Source organism: Nocardia pseudovaccinii (genome assembly GCF_050942345.1).
Taxonomy (GTDB): domain Bacteria; phylum Actinomycetota; class Actinomycetes; order Mycobacteriales; family Mycobacteriaceae; genus Nocardia; species Nocardia pseudovaccinii.
The window spans coordinates 2,757,944-2,774,449 of record NZ_CP192074.1; the positions used below are offsets into that span (position 1 = coordinate 2,757,944).

The window sequence follows — 16,506 nt, forward strand, 5'->3', positions numbered from 1 at the left end:
GTGTCGGCAACACGGTCGGCACGAAATCGGGAGGTTTGTCGTGATCATAGCCGCGATTGTTGTTGGGGCGCTGCTCATTTGCGCGTGCAGCATTACCGTGCTGCGGCGGCGGAGCCGGTCGGAATGACCGAGGTGTGCTGGCCCGACGAACATCTCGTCGCCGCGGCGCGGGCGGGCGATATCGAGTCGATCACCTCCCTGGTGTCCGGATCGCATCCGCATGTGCGGCGCTTCGCGTACTCGCTGTGCGCGACGCCGGAGGATGCCGAGGATGCGGCGCAGGAGGCGCTGATCATTCTGTACCGCAAGATCGGGACATTGCGAGCATCGGGTGCGTTGGCCTCGTGGATGTTTCGCATTGTGCGCAATGAATGCCTGCGGCAATTGCGGTTACGCGTGCGTCGGGCCGAACCGATTCCCGACTCGGCTATCGCATCGGCGGAAGAGGAGGCGATCAATCGCTGGGAGGCCGAGCGGGTGGCCGCGGCGATCGCGGCACTGCCCGGAGATCAGCGGCGGGTGCTGATCATGCGAGATGTGCAGGGGTACAGCGGTCGAATGGTCGCGGATCTGCTCGGGCTGAGCACCGCGGCCATGAAATCACGGCTGCATCGGGCGCGTATGGCGGTGCAGGGGAGTTTGGAGGTCGGCAATGTCGGATGAGTTCGCCAGTGCGTCGCTATCGCGCCATTTGGCCCGTGGCGCAATCGGATTCGGCGCTGTGATCGGTTCGTTCGCACTGATGCCTGCGGTAGGGCCCGTCGGTCTGCTGCTCCTGCCGGTCGGTCTCGTCGCGCTGCGTGGCTGCCCGACCTGCTGGGCGATCGGCTTGCTCCAGACGCTTTCCCGCGGCCGACTGCAGCGTTCGTGCACCGACGGATCCTGCCAACTGGTCACCACGAAATCCGGTGCGCCATAACCGCTTCCATCACCCGGCTACAGCCGCACCCAAGTTGGGTGCGGCTGTTCTACGTGTGGTTCTTGGCGGGGCGGTTGGAAGCGGCGCGGCGTTCGGCCTGTTGGGTTTTGATGCGCTCGTTTTCCTTCAGCACCGCGGCGTAGTTCTCGCGTTCGCGGATCAGCCATTCGGGCGGGTCGGCGAGCAGGGCGGCGATTTCCTCGGCGTTCATCGCGTCCGAGACTTCGGCGCGGGCCAGGCCGGTATTGGAAACTCCGAGTTTGCGGGCGACGATATCGCGGGGGAAGGGGCCGTTCTTGCGCAGTTCGGTCAGCCAGGCCGGGGGGTTGGTGCGCAAGTCTTCGAGTTCGGCGCGGGAGATCGGGGAGTTGCGGAATTCCTCGGGCGTCGCCGGAAGGTAGATGCCGAGCTTGTTGGCCGCGGTCAGCGGCTTCATGGTCTGCGGTTTCTTATCCGGGCTCACCGGTACAGCCTAATGGGCACAGCCGGACGCGGTCCGCCCGCGGTCTGTTGCGCTTGGACGAGCGAATGCGAGGCCACCGCCTATCCGGCCCGGGCGTGCCCTCAGACCACCCGCCTGGCGAGACGACAGCCCCGATGGCAATACCCTCGTACGAATGAACCCCGAGTCCATCGACGTGACCCGCCTGCGCTGGTTTGTCGCGGTTGCCGAGGAACTGCATTTCGCCCGTGCGGCGAAATCGCTGCACATTTCGCGGCAGAAGCTGAGTCACACGGTGATCGACTTGGAGCAAGAACTCGGGATGAAACTCTTTGTGCCCGGAGCACAGCCGACGCAGCTGACCGACGCCGGACAGCAATTGCTGCGCGATGCCAGGGATATCATCGCGCGCGCCGAAGAAGAGCCCGAGCCGGTGGCCGCGGAGGATGTCGCATTGCGGGTCGGCTTCGTCCCTGGCGTGACGGTCTCCAAATGGACGCGGATCTGGGGTGAGCGGTTCCCGGACACCCCCCTGGAGATGCTCCCGATCCCGATGGCCGAACAACTCGCCGCGCTGCGTGACGGGCGCGTCGACGCGTGTTTCGTCCGTCTGCCCATCGAACGCGAAGGCCTGAGCGCGATTCCGCTCTACCGCGAGCTTCCCGTCGTCGTGGTGCCCAAAGACCACACACTGTCGCTTTTCGATCAGGTGGGTATGGGCGATCTAGAGGGTGAATTGATCCAGGACTCGAGCGATATCGATGCGATCGGTGGCACCATCGAATTGGTCGCGGCCGGTGTCGGCGTCGCCATCGTCCCGCATTCCATCGCCCGGCTGTACGCCCGCCGCGACCTCGTCTACCGGACGATGATGGGCGTCGCGGCTACGGAAATCGCTTTGGCCTGGTCGACCGCGCACACCACCGAACTGATCGAAGAGTTCGTCGGCATCGTGCGCGGCCGTTCGGAACGCAGCTCACGGGCCCAGGCTCAGCGCAAGAAGACCGAGCCGAAGAAGACCACCGGCAAGCGCTCGACGAGGAATGTCGCCAAGAACGCCGGAGCCAAGAAAAAGCCCGCCAAGCGACGAGGGCGTTAGGCGGGCGAATCCCCGAGCGAGTCGATACCTTCCGGTATGGACTACCGAGGCTTGCGGCGCAGGATCGAGTCGCGGATCATGATGCCCGCGATCACGGCGGCGAAACCGACCAGGAACAGGTCCTCGATGTGGCCCTTGTGGTTGCCGATCGTCATGGCCACCAGGATCACGCAGACGATCCAGCCCGCGACACGGAAGGTGCGGCGCGATTCTCCGCTCCAGCCCCATTCGGCGGACGGAACCTCGGCGGTATCCACGTGGGTGACGATTGCGCGGTCACTGGTGGGTTCGAGTTCCGTGGCGGCCACGATCGCTCCTTAGCTCGGTGTAAGCGTTGCTGCCGATATCGTGGCATACGACCGCTCGTCGTAGCCAGCAGCCCTGCCACAATAGGGCCGTGTCCGACATCGTGAGAGTCCTTCTGCTCGGCAGCACCGGTTCCATCGGTACCCAGGCGCTCGAGGTGATTGCCGCCAATCCCGACAAGTTCGAGGTGGTCGGCCTGGCCGCGCGCGGCGGCAATACCGAGCTGCTCGCGGCCCAGATGGCCGCCACCGGGACCCGCAATGTCGCGGTCGCCGATCCGGCCGCGGGCACCCGACTCGACCTGGCTCTGAGCGGCCCCGGCGCGGTCACCGAACTGGTGCGCCGCACCGAGGCGGATGTGGTACTCAACGCACTCGTCGGTTCGCTCGGCCTGGAGCCGACCCTGGCCACCCTGCAATCGGGCACCCGGCTGGCGCTGGCGAACAAGGAATCCCTCGTCGCGGGCGGCTCGCTGGTGACCCGCGCCGCCGCACCCGGGCAGATCGTGCCGGTCGACTCCGAACATTCCGCGCTCGCCCAGTGCCTGCGCGGCGGCCGGGCCGAGGAGGTGGATCGGCTGGTGCTGACCGCGTCGGGAGGTCCGTTCCGCGGCTGGACTACCGAAATGCTGGAATCGGTGAATCCGTCCGAGGCGAAGGCGCATCCGACCTGGTCGATGGGACTGATGAATACGCTGAATTCGGCCTCGCTGGTGAACAAGGGCCTCGAACTGATCGAGACACATCTGCTGTTCGGGGTGCCCTACGACCGCATCGATGTCACGGTGCATCCGCAGTCGATCGTGCACTCCATGGTCACCTTCAAAGACGGCTCCACGCTGGCCCAGGCCAGCCCGCCCGATATGAAGCTGCCGATCGCACTGGCACTCGGTTGGCCCGATCGCGTATCGGGCGCGGCCGCCGCCTGCGACTTCAGCACCGCTTCGACCTGGGAATTCGAGCCGGTCGACAATGCGGTATTCCCCGCGGTCGAGCTGGCCAGGCAGGCGGGTACCGCGGGCGGCAGCGTCACCGCGGTCTACAACGCGGCGAATGAGATTGCCGTGCAAGCCTTTCTGGACGGGATCATCCGTTTCCCGGATATCGTGCGCACCGTCGCCCGCGCGGTCGAGGCGGCCGATCGGTGGCGCGCCGAACCGGAGACATTGCAAGACGTACTCGCCGCCGATACCTGGGCCCGCGACTACGCGCGCACCCTCGTCAATCGCTGATAGAACCGTATCGGGCGCGCCGTAGGACGGCGGCCTGGCAGACTTACCAGAGAGGGTTGGTCGGCGTCCGGTTACTGTGGTCGGGGTGCCCGCGGCGCGAACGGACGTGCCTGTGCGGGTAATCGCGGCCGCTGCGGGCGGCCGCACTTCATTTGAGGCGAGCTGCGCAACGCAGGAGGGCTGTACAGCAAATGGTGTTCGCGTTGGGGTTCGTACTGTTCGCCCTCGGCATCACGATTTCGATCGCGCTGCACGAATGCGGGCATATGTGGGCCGCCCAGTCCACCGGCATGAAGGTGCGGCGCTATTTCATCGGTTTCGGTCCCAAGATTTTCTCGTTCCGGCGCGGTGAAACCGAATACGGTCTCAAGGCGCTCCCGCTCGGCGGCTTTTGCGATATCGCGGGCATGACCGCACTGGACGAACTCGCGCCCGAGGACCTCGACCGGGCCATGTATCGCCAGGCCACCTGGAAGCGCCTGGTCGTGATGTTCGGCGGGATCGGGATGAACTTCGTACTCGGCTTCCTTCTGCTGGTCGTGCTCGCCATCGGTTGGGGACTGCCGCGCTTCGACCAGCCGCCCGCGACCACCATCGGCGCGATGAAATGCGTCGCCCAGCAGAATCCGGACAAATCGCTGGCCGATTGCCAGGGCACCGGACCGGCGCAGCAGGCCGGTATGCAGCGCGGTGACGTGGTCAAGGCCGTCAACGGCGTGAAGGTGACGACCTGGCAGCAGTTCACCGCGGAAACCCAGAAGCAGACCGGCCCGTTCACCTACACCATCGAGCGCGACGGTCAGACCAGGACCATCGAGGTCACCCCGGAACGCGTCACGCGCTATCCCGATGACGGCGGGCCGGGCCGCGAGGTCAGCGCGGTCGGCGTCGGCTCGGAGTACTACGCACCCCTGAAGTACAACGCGCTGGCCGCGATTCCGGCCGCGGGTGCGTACACCGGGCAGATGTTCGTGCGCACGGTGGAATCGCTGGCCCAGATGCCGCAGAAGGTTTCCGCGCTGTGGACCGCGGTGACCGGTGGCGAGCGCGATCCGGAAACCCCGGTCAGTGTCTACGGCGCGAGCAAGATCGGCGGCGAGACCGCCGAGCGCGGCCTGTGGGGCGTGTTCATCCTGGTCCTGGCCAGCCTGAATTTCTTCCTCGGCGCGTTCAACCTGCTGCCGCTGCTTCCGCTGGACGGCGGCCATATCGCGGTGGTGCTCTACGAGAAGGTCCGCAATACCGTCCGCGGCTGGAAGGGACTGGCGCCGGGCGCTCCGGTCGACTATTTGAAACTGCTTCCGGTGACCTACATCGCAGTGGTGATCGGCGGTGCGTATATGGTGCTCACGCTGGTCGCCGACATCGTGAATCCGATCCAGTTGTTCCGCTGATGCGCTAACCTGTCGCGGTTGTTCCGCGATAACCACCGCGTACGCCGGATTGCTGGCATTTCGGGACATCGGTGTGTCATGACTCATGTCATAGCTGTCACAGGGTGAGCAGCCGCGACACGCGGCTATCCTCGGTAGGCGAACGGCCCGAAACAGTACGCACGAAAGTAGGCAGCCGAAAGTGACCAGCACAATCGGATTGGGGATGCCGACCGCACCCGCGGCCGTTCTCGCGCCTCGCCGCAAGACCCGCCAATTGATGGTGGGCAATGTGGGCGTCGGCAGCGATTACCCGATTTCCGTGCAGTCGATGACCACCACCAAAACTCACGACGTCAACGCCACCCTGCAGCAGATCGCCGAACTGACGGCCTCGGGCTGCGATATCGTGCGCGTCGCCTGCCCGCGTCAGGAGGACGCCGACGCACTGGCGACCATTGCGCGCAAGAGCCAGATCCCGGTCATCGCGGATATTCATTTCCAGCCGCGCTATATCTTCGCCGCCATCGATGCGGGTTGTGCCGCGGTGCGCGTAAACCCCGGCAATATCAAGGAATTCGACGGCCGGGTCGGCGAGGTGGCCAAGGCCGCGGGCGCCGCGGGCATCCCGATTCGCATCGGTGTGAACGCCGGTTCGCTGGATAAGCGGATGTTGGAGAAGTACGGCAAGGCGACCCCGGAGGCGCTGGTCGAGTCGGCGCTGTGGGAGGCGAGCCTGTTCGAGGAACACGGCTTCGGCGATATCAAGATCTCGGTCAAGCACAACGATCCGGTGATCATGGTCGAGGCCTACCGCCAGTTGGCCGCGCAGTCCGACTACCCGCTGCACCTCGGTGTGACCGAGGCCGGTCCGGCGTTCCAGGGCACGATCAAGTCCGCCGTCGCATTCGGCTCGCTGCTGTCCGAGGGCATCGGCGACACGATCCGGGTATCGCTGTCCGCGCCGCCGGCCGAGGAGGTCAAGGTCGGTGGGCAGATCCTGCAGTCGCTGAACCTGCGCCCGCGCAAGCTCGAGATCGTCTCCTGCCCGTCCTGCGGTCGCGCTCAGGTCGATGTGTACACCTTGGCCAATGAGGTGAGCGCCGGTCTGGAGGGCATGGAGGTGCCGCTGCGGGTGGCCGTGATGGGCTGCGTGGTGAACGGACCGGGCGAGGCGCGTGAGGCCGACCTCGGTGTCGCCTCGGGCAACGGCAAGGGCCAGATCTTCGTCAAGGGGCAGGTCGTCAAGACCGTGCCGGAGGCGCAGATCGTGGAGACCTTGATCGAAGAGGCCATGCGCATTGCCGAAGAGATGGGCGAGACGGAAGGCGTGGGCGAACCCGTCGTCACCGTCGGCTGACCTTTCGAGCGACCCGCAAGCGGTCGTTACGGGCGGGAGTTCCCGAGTAGCCGTATCACAGTCGACCGATTCGTGGCAGGCTGTCGATGTGCGGAGTCTGCTGGAGCCGGCGCGACGGGCCAAGGATGCCCCCGCGCGTCAGCTCGCGAATCGGGATCTGGCACAGGTGCTGCGGGTGCTGGATAGCGATCCGATCGCCTCGTGCATGGTGGCGGCGCGGTTACAGGAATTCGGCTTGGATACCGGCGTCGGACACGGTGAACTGTGGAGTCGGGGTGGACCGTCGGAATCCCTCTGCTTCTCCGGTGCGAATTTGGTGCCGCTGCGCGGTGACGAGGATGCGTTGCGCGCCTTTGCCACGCGGGCGGTCCGCTGGCCGCGGGTGTGTTCCTCGGTGGTCGGGCGTCAGGAATTGACGCTGCCGCTGTGGGAGATGCTGTCCGCGCATTGGGGACCGGAACGCGAGCTACGCGGTGCGCAGCCGCTGCTAGCTCTCGGCCAGCCCGCGCTGGCCACCGCCGATGCGCAGGTCCGCCGGGTCCGGCCCGATGAGTTGGAGCGCTATCTCGCCGCGGCAATCGCCATGTTCATCGAGGAGGTCGGGGTCGATCCGCGCGCGGGTGACGGCGGCCGCGGCTATCGGCGCCGGATCCAGAGCCTGATCGAATCCGGCCGCGCCTGGGCGCGTTTCGAGGACGGCGAAGTGGTGTTCAAGGCCGAGGTCGGATCGCTGTCCCGGCGTACCGGGCAGATCCAGGGCGTGTGGGTACATCCGCAACGTCGCGGTGCCGGTCTCGGCACCCGCGGTACGGCCGCCGTGGCGAATGCGGTGGTTGCCTCGGGCCGTACCGCGAGCCTCTACGTGAACGACTACAACAGCATTGCCCGCCGCGCCTACAGCCGGGTCGGATTCCGGCAGATCGCCACCTTCGCGACCGTGCTGCTCGACTGAACCCGGCACCGAACATCGGTGTGCCACAGCCGTTTGCTCGCGGTTGACTATACGATCGGTCCCGATGTCGACTCGCATGCTCATTACGCTGGCCGTCGCGGCTTTCGCGGCGGCCGGATCCAGCTGCTCGGCCGACCCGCAGGGACCGGTGCCCGCGGCCGATGCCTTCCTTGCCGCCTTCGCCGGCCACGACATCGAGGCCGCGGCCGAACTCACCGGTCAGCCCGAGAAGGCAACCGCCGCACTGCGTTCCGCATGGGCCGAGTTGCAGGCCGAGAAGTTGACCGCGCATACCGGCGCGGCCAGGGTCACCGGCGATACCGCGACTGTCGAATACACCTACGAGTGGCGCCTGCCCAAGGACCGGATCTGGAAATACACCGGCCAATTGCAGATGGGCCGCAGTGATGGCCGCTGGATGGTGCGCTGGACCTCCGCCGATATCCACCCCAAACTCGGCGCCACCCAGACCATGGCACTGCGCGCCAACCCGGCCCCGCGCGCCAGGGTGAACGAGCAGTCCGGCAGCGATGTGCTGGTGCCGGGCAAGGTATCTCGGGTCGCGTTCACCGTGGCCTCCGCACCGGATCCGGGTTATACGGCGACCTCGCTGGCGGCGGCGTTGCACCGCTTCGACGACCGGCTCACCCCCGAGGCGATCCTGAACGCTGCCTACGCCGCCAAGAGCGAGTACACCGTCGCGCTGTTGAGCGAGTACGAATTCGATCAGGTGAGTGGAGATCTCATCGGTCTGCCCGGGGTAACGCTGACTCAGCAGTGGGATATGGTCCCCACCGACCGGGATTTCGCACCCGATCTGCTCGCGCAGGTGCGCAAGACGGTGATCGCCGAGGTGGACGGCAAGGCGGGCTGGAGCGTTGTCACCATGAACGCCAACGGCGCCGATACCGACGTACTCACCGAGGTGCCCGCACAACCCGCCCCGTCGTTCTCGCTCAGCATCGACCGCAATGTGCAGAACTCCGCGCAGCGCGCTGTCAGCGGCCGCGAGGAGCAGACCATGATGGTGGTGCTGCGGCCGTCGACCGGCGCGATTCTCGCTGTCGCACAGAACAGGGCGGCCGACCGTGCCGGTCCGGTGGCCACCATCGGCCAGTATCCGCCGGGTTCGGTCTTCAAGACGGTGACCGCAGCCGCGGCGATGTCGCTCGGAAAGGCCACGCCCGAAACGGTTTTGCCGTGTCCGAGCCGAATTGTCATCGGGGAGCGGACAATTCCGAACTACAACCTCTTCCAACTCGGTGACGTACCGATGGCCACCGCCTACGAGCGGTCCTGCAATACCGCATTCGCGAAACTGGCCAGCGACCTGCCCGCCGACGCGCTGCACGACACCGCCGCGAAACTCGGTGTGGGACAGGGTTATACGGTTCCGGGCCTGCCGACCGAATCGGGTTCGGTGCCACCGGCCGACGATATGATCCAGCGAACCGAGGACGGCATCGGGCAGGGCAAGGTGGTGGTGAGTCCGTTCGGAATGGCGGTGCTCGCCGCGACCGTCGCGCACGGGTCGGCACCGGTGCCGTATCTGATCGCCGGACGGACAACGGAGATCAAAGGGGACCGTCCGGCCATCGGGGCCGAAGTGATCGATGGTTTGCGCATGATGATGCGCAAGGTGGTCACCGGCGGTACCGCCGAACGCATTGCCGACCAGGGCGAGGTGTACGGGAAAACCGGGGAGGCCGAGGTCGACGGCGGCTCGCATTCGTGGTTCGTCGGCTATCGCGGGGATCTGGCCTTCGCGACCTTGCTGGTCAAGGGCGGCAGTTCGGACAATGCCGTTGCGGTGACGCGGGATATGCTCGCCGCCCTGCCCGCAGGGTACTGAACCCCGCTCAGTTGGTGCGACTGGTGGATTCCGGCGGGGCGCCGCGATCGGGCATCTCGTAACGCAGTGTGGTGGAACCGATTCGGATGACATCGCCGTGCGCGAGTGCGGTATCGGCACCGATCGGCACACCGTTGACGTAGACGCCGTTGGCCGAATCCCGATCCCGGATGAAGATCCGGTTCTCGCGCGGCACGATGCGCGCGTGTTTACGGCTGACCCGGGCATCGTCGAGCACGATGTCGTTATCCCATTCCCGGCCGATCCGCAGCCCGGTCGCCGGAATGGCGATCGCCTCACCGTCGCCGACCCGCAGCCAGGCCTGCCGCAGCACATCGGGCAGATCCCGCTTGGTCGCCCCGGGGGAGGAGGAGATCGTCGGCAGTGCCTGCTGGCTGCGGATCGCCGCCTCCAGTGCCAGGGTGCGCGGATCCGGGTCGATGCCCTGCTGGTCGGCGAGGTTGCGGCGGATGCGCAAACAGGCGGCGAGTGCGTCGGCCTGGCGGCCCGCGCGGTAGAGCGCGGAGATGAACAGTCGCCAGAGCCGCTCGTTCACGGCGTGTTCGGTGGTCAGTGCGGTCAGTTCGCCCAGCACCGCGCCTTCGCGCCCGCATGCGATATCCGCGTCCAGGCGATCGGCGATGGCATTCAACCTGCGTTCGTCCATGTCGGTGGCGAAATTGTCGGCGAAACGCAGTCCGCGCAGTCCGGCGACCGCCTCACCACTCCACTCCGCGAGCGCGTCGGCGAAACATTCGGCCGCGGTTTCCAGATCGCCGGTGGTGAAGGCCAGCGAGCCCTGGGTCCTGGCCCGCTCGAAGCGGCCGACATCGCATTGATCCTCGCCGATATCGAGAAGGTATCCGGCGTGCACGGTGCGCAGGATGGCCCGGTCGTCGACCCCGGCCGAACGCAGCACGGTGCGCAGATTGGAGACGTAGGCGTAGAGGCCGTCGACGGAGCGATTCGGCATCTCCTCTTCCCAGATGCTGTTCGCCAGTGCGGTTTTCGCGACAGCATTGCGGCGGTTGATGACGAGCATGGCGAGCAGCGCGCGAAGTTTGGCGCCGGGCAACGGTATCGCTCGAGCATCAACCAGCAGGCGCACCGGTCCGAGCACTCGAAGATCGAGCGCCGGTCGATTCGAGCCCGCAGAGCCCACCAGATTCCCTCCGAACGCAATCTGCTTCCGGACCGCCGCTGCCCCACGGCTGTTTCGCCGACGGAAGCGTCACGCGATGGAATTCAGCATACGCACCGATGGCACACCGTGCCCGTCGCGACTACGCCGTCGGCGAAATGAATACGCGCCGTGCTGGATTCGGATCGATAATGTGATCGTCCACCGCCGGGGTGGACGTTGTCGGCGATCTTGTTGGAGTTGACCGGATGGAAGATGTACTGCTGACCCCGCCCGATGCGGCCGAAGTGGAGCTGCTGGCCAGCGGTGTGGTCGCCGCGGCGTCCGGCGCGGACGGGCTGACCCCGCTGCAGCAGTTGCTGATTCCGTCGCTGTTCCTGTCGATGACCGGACATCGAGTCGAGTTGGAGACGCTGCCGCCCGTCGATGCCGAGACCTTCGCGGTCGGTCTGGCCCGGCGCAATCGGATCTTCCGGGAGCGAATCGTGCAGACGATGCTGCTGTCCGCGCTGGTGGTGCGGCCGTTGCCGCCCGCGGTCGCGACCAAACTGCGGGAGTTCGCCGACGCGCTCGCGGTCGACGACGAGATGATCGCGGTGGCGCAGAAATATGCCGAGGGCGCGATCGAGCTCGCCGCGGTCGACTTCGATCGCAACGGTTATCTCGGTGGGCTGGATCCGAGCCGGTTGACCGCGCTGCACACCGAAAGTCTGGATTCGTCCTGGGGGCAGGTCAGCGATGATCCGGCGTTGGCCGCGCACTGGGCCACCCTGCGTGAGTTGCCCGTCGGTACGCTCGGCCGCGGCGTCTCCGATTTCTATGCCGACCGCGGTTTCGTCACGCCCGGCCTGCCGGGTTCCGCGCCGCCGCTGCTCGCCCAGCACGACTGGGTGCATGTGCTCGCCGGATACGGCACCACGCTGGAAAACGAGATCGAGGTCTTCGCATTCATGGCACGCGCCAATGACGACCCGCGCGCGTTCAGCCTGCTCGCCATGGTGATTTCACTCTTCGAAACCGGCTACCTACATGCCGGAGCCGGATTGTTCGAAGCCAACGAAGGACATTTGAGCACCGCGGGCATGGCGACGCGCCTCGGCGATGCCATGCGACGCGGGGCGCTCACCCATGGCAGCCACGACTTTCTCGACCTGGACTGGTTCACGCTGGCCGATCGGCCGATCGCGGTGGTGCGCAACGAGATCGGATTGACCGCGAAGTCACCCGAGGCCGTTGCGGCGGGTTCCGTCGGCGCTTGGGAGGCGGGCGGTATCACGCGGTACCAACTGCATTCGGCCGAGGCGGCCGCTGAGGCCGCGGGCCGACCGCACGTGCCATGGCGCCCTGATCCGTCCCGCGACTGATCAGGCGCGGTGCAGGGTCGCCGCGAGGTGGTGGGTCAGTGGTTCGCCGACCGCGGCCATGCGCAGGGTGTAGTCGATGGTGTCCCCGACCAACTTGATCGAACGGCCGAGGGCGGTCACCACCTTCGCGGTACTGCTGCGGCCGATGCTGGTCGAATCGAATTCCATCCGCAGTTCGCCATCGACGATGGTGAGGCTGCCCTCACAGATCTCGGTGATGCCGGTCGGGTGGGCCAGGATCAATTCGACGTGATCCGGGCGCGGGCACCGCAGATAACCGGTTTCGGCGTGCATCGGCCGGCTGCCGTCGGCGGCGCGGGTGCGCTGCCGGTAGGTGAGGAACGGTCGGCCGAGGTGGCCGAACTTGATTTCCTCGACATAGTCGAATGACTCGATGGTCGGGTACTCGCCGTGCCCTGGTCCGCGCCATGTGCCGAGCAATGGAGCGAGCGGAGCGATATCCGGATGAGGGGCGACGGAAGGTTGGGGGGCGACCACGCGCGACAGCATAAACCCGTCGGATTCGGGACGTTCCGATACGGTCGAAATTCCTCCAAGCTAAGGTTAGCGTCGCCTAATCGCCAAATGAGGGTTGCGAGTGGCTGGAAAGGACGAAGAAGTTGAACGCACGCCTTAGTGAATTGCGCCGCAACGGTGCCTGGCGGTCGCGGGCCCGCAACGGTCTGCTGCGCGCCTCGGTGCTCGGCGCTGCCCTGGTCGTGGCCGCGGCATGCTCGGATTCGAAGTCGTCTAACGATGAAGTGCCTGCCCTCGACGGCAACCACTACGCGCAGACCAACCTCGCCGCCAACACGGCCGAATACAAAGCGCAGTACACCTTTCCGGATATGGTGAACGCGTGGGGCCTAGCCGATCGCCCGAAGGGTGCGGGCGGGCACTTCTGGGTCGGCGCGGGCGGTAAATCGTTCCAATTCGTCGGCGATGTCAGCGCGTCCGCGGATCCCAAGGTGCAGAAGCTGTTCCAGGATCCGTTGAAGATCGTCACGGTTCCGGGTGCGGATGCCGACACCTCGGACAAGAGCATCGGCAAAACCACCGGCGTCGTGTTCAACGGTGCTCCCATCACCTCCGATCTGTTCGTCGTGCGCGACCAGCCGGTGGATGTCGACGGTGCGCCGGTGCTGCTGACCGGTTCGTCGCGGTTCATTTTCGCCACCGACTCCGGCAAGATTTCGGCCTGGACCGAGCAGGGGCCCGAGGGTGCGATCATCCGGCACGACGGTCCGGCGAATCTGGTCTTCGACGGCGAGTCCCAGGGCATGGCGTTCTTCGGCATCGCGCTCGCTCCGTCCGGTGACAAGCTGCTCGCCGCCGACTTCGGCGAGAACCCGCAGGTCCGCACCTTCGACAAGGACTGGCAGCTGATCCCGACCGCCGGCTTCGCCAACCCCTTCGCCACCGGCGACCAGATCGACGCGGCCGCCCCGGATAAGGGCAAGAAGGCCAAGCCCGGCGACCCCGCCCCGTTCAATGTGACCACCATCGGCAACCGCGTATTCGTCTCGTACGCGGACACCAAGCCGGATGAGCAGGACGCGTCCAAGTTCGACAAGGCCGAAGAGGATTCGCTCGACAAGGACCAGGAGAAGGACGCCAAGGGCAAGCCCGCCAAGGGTAAGGTCGCGGAATTCGACGGCAGCGGCAAGTTGGTCCGCATCCTCGACGACGGCGGTCGCCTCAATGCGCCGTGGGGTGTCGCGGTGGCGCCCGCGAACTTCGGTCCGCTCAGCGGCAAGCTGCTCGTCGGCAACTTCGGTGGCCTCGGCCATGTGCTCGCCTACGACGACGCCACCGGCAAGTTCGTCGACTACCTGCGCGATGAGAAGGGCCAGCCGGTCGAGATCGAGGGTCTGTGGGCGCTGATGTTCGGCAATGGCGAGAGCCTCGGTGATGCCGACTCGCTGTACTTCACCGCGGGTCCGGACGACGAGAAGGAAGGTCTGTTCGGCAAGCTCCGCTTGAAGTAACCCGTTCTACGCGAAGGCGGTTCCCGGTAGTGCGCCGGGGACCGCCTTTGTCGTACGCACTACTCGGGATCGGAGGACGGCGGGGTCCATCGTTCGGACCAGCTCCAGAGTGGCCGCAGCGCCGCGGTGAGGTCGAGGCCCGCGGGGGTCAGTTCGTAGGTTTTGTCCGCGTTCTTGGTGATCACGCCCGCGGTCTGGAGGTGTTGCAGGCGGGTCGAGAGCATGCTCGACGAGCAGTTGCCCATGCGGCGGCGCAGTTCGAGGAAGCCGAGGCGGCCGGGTTCCAACTCCCAGAGGACGCGCAGGATCCAGCGTTGGCCGATGAGCTCCATGGTGGCCAGCATGGGCGCGTGCGCCGGGTCGTCTTGCCCGCGCGACGGCTTGGCTCCATTTGCACTTCTCATTTCGAACTACCATAGTGATTCTAAATTAGAAGCGTTGCTGTGGGCTGATGAATGAGAGGCAGATGGTGGGCGACTCGACGGAACGACGGATTGTGCTGATCACCGGCGCGTCGCGGGGGATAGGGGCCGAGACGGCGAAAGCGCTTGCGGCGGACGGTGATCACGTGATCATCAACTATCGGGAGAAGCGCAAGCGCGCCCAGACGATCGCCGATGAGATCGGCGCCGTCGGCGGTAGCGCCTCGATCGCCGGTGCGGATATCGCGGATGCGGACGCCACCGCGGCGATGATCGCCGATGTGGTGACGGAGTTCGGTCGGCTGGATGTGTTGGTGCTCAACGCATCCGGCGGTCTCGAGCGCAATGCGGCACCCGGCTACGCGATGGCGTTGAACCGTGACGCGCAGGTCCGCCTGGTGCGGGAAGCCTTGCCGCACCTGCCGTCCGGTGGCCGGATCGTCTTCGTGACCAGCCATCAGGCCCACTTCCACGGCCGCAAACCCGTTCCGGCGGACTATGAGCCGATCGCGGCGAGCAAGCGTGCGGGTGAAGACGCCTTGCGCGCAATGATTCCGGAGCTGACCGAGCGTGGTATCGGGCTGAACGTGGTGTCCGGCGACATGATCGACGGCACGATCATTGTCCGCCTGCTGGAACGCCGTAATCCCGAGGCGGTTTCGGCTCGCCGCGATCACGGTGCACTGCCGACCGTCGAGGCGTTCGCCGCTGTCGTCGGCGAGGCCGCAAGTGCCGCAAGCGAATCCGGTCGCACGTTCTATGTCGGTGGTCAGGATTATCTGGCGGAGGGCGTACCCGCGTAGTCGAAGCTACGCGGTCGCTGAGCATCGGACCATAGTTTGGGTTACTGCACATTTGCCACGGGCGCGCCGGTCTGTAACAAATTGATATCGGCGTTTCCGATCGCGGGCACGGATCTGGGTCGATAATCGAAGTGTCACGTGCGGTCGTGCGGTGTGGAAACGACGTTGCTGGTCGGGAGGTTCGCCGATCGCGGCGCGTTCCGGCGTCGGTGGGAGGCCCAGATGAGAAATGTCGGAAATAACCGGATGGTTCCGGGGCGGGACATGTTGCTGGCCGCATGCCGCGGGCTACCGCACGACGATCATCCGATGCTGGAGGCGGCGGGGGAGCTGGCGCAGCTGCACGAAATCCGGGAGCGGACGCCGGTGCGCGAGATCCCCAAGCTGGATCGGCGGCGCGCCCAACTGGTGCGCTCGATCGATATGTGGGTGACGCTGGCGATGCCAGTGCCGTGCTCCGAGGCGCAGTTGCACTCCGAAACCGTCGGCGAGATCGTGGATCGGCTGGCCAGAATGACCACGCAGGCCTTCGTGCCATTGTCCGAGGCGCCGGAACCCGTCTTCTACGACGCGTGGGTGCAGCTCAACGAGCTGGCGGATAGCTATCAGGATCTCATCGATGGATTACGTGAGGGCACCCGCCGACTACCCGGTGGCTAGCGCCCGCGTCCGAAAAGTCGGAACGAACGCGCCGGGCGGCGCGGCAGGGTGGCATAGACCATGGTCATATCGGCGAATACCTCCGCTTCCCGTTCGCGGTCGGCGCCGAAATGCTCGCGGCCGAGCACATGCTTGATGGAGGACGGTGAGATGGATGGCAGTAGTGCGGCCAGCGACGGTGTGATCGGCTCGCCCGCCTCCGTGCCTTCCTTGCCGTGCCCGAATAGCATGTGACCGATCTCGTGCAGGATGATGTGATCCGCGTTGCGCTCGGTGGCGGACGCGTCGTAGACGATGATGTCGTCGTGACCGCGCGCGATCCAGAGTCCGCTGCCACGACATCCGATATCCGCGAGCGCGGCCGCGGGGACCGCCTGCAGCGAGATGGAACGACCACGGTGCGCGGCGACACTTGCGAGGTAGGCGGACAGATTCCAAGGACTGGGGAGGGGCACGGTCCGCGCTGCTTCACGGAAACGGGCTTCCATGCTGGTCATCGGGGCATACATTACTCACCCCGTGCGCGGTAGTCACCTCGCGAATCGGACATTCCGTCGAAACAGATAGCGACACTGCATAATTCACGCGCCGTTG

Annotated in this window: 18 protein-coding genes; 12 read left to right on the forward strand and 6 right to left on the reverse strand. The window is 66.0% G+C overall.

Translation table 11 applies throughout. The annotated features are described in order from the left end of the window. Window positions 1–123 precede the first annotated feature (123 nt). Window positions 124–663 carry an RNA polymerase sigma factor gene (locus tag ACQPZ2_RS12515; RefSeq protein WP_433525676.1) on the forward strand — a complete coding sequence of 180 codons (540 nt, stop codon included), beginning with the start codon at window positions 124–126 and terminating at the stop codon, window positions 661–663. Further along, entirely contained in the window at window positions 653–919 is a 267-nt protein-coding gene (locus tag ACQPZ2_RS12520; protein WP_433525677.1) for a hypothetical protein, read from the forward strand. Before ACQPZ2_RS12515 ends, ACQPZ2_RS12520 begins: the two co-directional genes overlap by 11 nt. Window positions 920–968: 49 nt before the next feature. Here ACQPZ2_RS12520 and ACQPZ2_RS12525 read toward each other — a convergent pair whose 3' ends face one another. After that, the gene (locus tag ACQPZ2_RS12525) at window positions 969–1,382 is read right to left on the reverse strand and encodes a DUF5997 family protein (RefSeq protein ID WP_433525678.1); all 414 of its coding nucleotides are present in this window, start codon (window positions 1,380–1,382) and stop codon (window positions 969–971) included. Window positions 1,383–1,536: 154 nt separating this feature from the next. On the opposite strand from ACQPZ2_RS12525, the gene ACQPZ2_RS12530 reads away from it, so the two are divergent. After that, complete coding sequence (locus ACQPZ2_RS12530) at window positions 1,537–2,460, forward strand: LysR family transcriptional regulator (RefSeq protein WP_433525679.1); 924 nt, start codon at window positions 1,537–1,539, stop codon at window positions 2,458–2,460. 41 nt (window positions 2,461–2,501) lie between these two features. On the opposite strand, the gene ACQPZ2_RS12535 is transcribed toward ACQPZ2_RS12530, so the two are convergent. Next, window positions 2,502–2,768, reverse strand: coding sequence for a DUF2631 domain-containing protein (locus ACQPZ2_RS12535; protein ID WP_387289052.1), 267 nt, complete (start codon window positions 2,766–2,768; stop codon window positions 2,502–2,504). Window positions 2,769–2,857: 89 nt separating this feature from the next. On the opposite strand from ACQPZ2_RS12535, the gene dxr reads away from it, so the two are divergent. The 5 genes from dxr (at window position 2,858) to ACQPZ2_RS12560 (ending at window position 9,534) form a co-directional block, all read left to right on the forward strand. Beyond that, on the forward strand, window positions 2,858–3,997 hold the full coding sequence (dxr, locus tag ACQPZ2_RS12540) for a 1-deoxy-D-xylulose-5-phosphate reductoisomerase (protein WP_433525680.1): 1,140 nt from the start codon (window positions 2,858–2,860) through the stop codon (window positions 3,995–3,997). 191 nt (window positions 3,998–4,188) lie between these two features. Then, the gene (locus ACQPZ2_RS12545; RefSeq protein ID WP_433525681.1) at window positions 4,189–5,391 is read left to right on the forward strand and encodes a M50 family metallopeptidase; all 1,203 of its coding nucleotides are present in this window, start codon (window positions 4,189–4,191) and stop codon (window positions 5,389–5,391) included. 181 nt (window positions 5,392–5,572) lie between these two features. Next, entirely contained in the window at window positions 5,573–6,730 is a 1,158-nt protein-coding gene (gene ispG / locus ACQPZ2_RS12550) for a flavodoxin-dependent (E)-4-hydroxy-3-methylbut-2-enyl-diphosphate synthase (protein WP_433525682.1), read from the forward strand. An 88-nt stretch (window positions 6,731–6,818) separates the two neighbouring features. After that, on the forward strand, window positions 6,819–7,682 hold the full coding sequence (locus ACQPZ2_RS12555) for a GNAT family N-acetyltransferase (protein WP_433525683.1): 864 nt from the start codon (window positions 6,819–6,821) through the stop codon (window positions 7,680–7,682). 64 nt (window positions 7,683–7,746) lie between these two features. After that, window positions 7,747–9,534, forward strand: a complete 1,788-nt coding sequence (locus ACQPZ2_RS12560) for a penicillin-binding transpeptidase domain-containing protein (protein WP_433525684.1) — start codon at window positions 7,747–7,749, stop codon at window positions 9,532–9,534. 7 nt (window positions 9,535–9,541) lie between these two features. Here ACQPZ2_RS12560 and ACQPZ2_RS12565 read toward each other — a convergent pair whose 3' ends face one another. After that, the gene (locus tag ACQPZ2_RS12565; RefSeq protein ID WP_433525685.1) at window positions 9,542–10,696 is read right to left on the reverse strand and encodes a BTAD domain-containing putative transcriptional regulator; all 1,155 of its coding nucleotides are present in this window, start codon (window positions 10,694–10,696) and stop codon (window positions 9,542–9,544) included. A gap of 227 nt (window positions 10,697–10,923) precedes the next feature. Between ACQPZ2_RS12565 and ACQPZ2_RS12570 the strand changes: the two genes are divergently transcribed. After that, the gene (locus ACQPZ2_RS12570; RefSeq protein WP_433525686.1) at window positions 10,924–12,039 is read left to right on the forward strand and encodes a hypothetical protein; all 1,116 of its coding nucleotides are present in this window, start codon (window positions 10,924–10,926) and stop codon (window positions 12,037–12,039) included. Here the strand turns inward: ACQPZ2_RS12570 and ACQPZ2_RS12575 are convergent, their stop codons facing one another. After that, on the reverse strand, window positions 12,040–12,549 hold the full coding sequence (locus ACQPZ2_RS12575) for a peroxynitrite isomerase (protein WP_433525687.1): 510 nt from the start codon (window positions 12,547–12,549) through the stop codon (window positions 12,040–12,042). 173 nt (window positions 12,550–12,722) lie between these two features. Between ACQPZ2_RS12575 and ACQPZ2_RS12580 the strand changes: the two genes are divergently transcribed. After that, window positions 12,723–14,027, forward strand: coding sequence for a TIGR03118 family protein (locus ACQPZ2_RS12580; protein WP_433527403.1), 1,305 nt, complete (start codon window positions 12,723–12,725; stop codon window positions 14,025–14,027). 59 nt (window positions 14,028–14,086) lie between these two features. Here ACQPZ2_RS12580 and ACQPZ2_RS12585 read toward each other — a convergent pair whose 3' ends face one another. Beyond that, a complete protein-coding gene (locus ACQPZ2_RS12585; protein WP_433525688.1) occupies window positions 14,087–14,431 on the reverse strand; it encodes a winged helix-turn-helix transcriptional regulator in 345 nt (114 codons plus the stop codon). Window positions 14,432–14,478: 47 nt separating this feature from the next. Between ACQPZ2_RS12585 and ACQPZ2_RS12590 the strand changes: the two genes are divergently transcribed. After that, the gene (locus tag ACQPZ2_RS12590) at window positions 14,479–15,252 is read left to right on the forward strand and encodes an SDR family oxidoreductase (protein ID WP_433525689.1); all 774 of its coding nucleotides are present in this window, start codon (window positions 14,479–14,481) and stop codon (window positions 15,250–15,252) included. Window positions 15,253–15,474: 222 nt separating this feature from the next. Continuing rightward, complete coding sequence (locus tag ACQPZ2_RS12595) at window positions 15,475–15,912, forward strand: DUF4254 domain-containing protein (protein WP_433525690.1); 438 nt, start codon at window positions 15,475–15,477, stop codon at window positions 15,910–15,912. Here the strand turns inward: ACQPZ2_RS12595 and ACQPZ2_RS12600 are convergent. Beyond that, window positions 15,909–16,409, reverse strand: a complete 501-nt coding sequence (locus ACQPZ2_RS12600; RefSeq protein WP_433525691.1) for a hypothetical protein — start codon at window positions 16,407–16,409, stop codon at window positions 15,909–15,911. The genes ACQPZ2_RS12595 and ACQPZ2_RS12600 overlap by 4 nt on opposite strands. Window positions 16,410–16,506 lie beyond the last annotated feature (97 nt).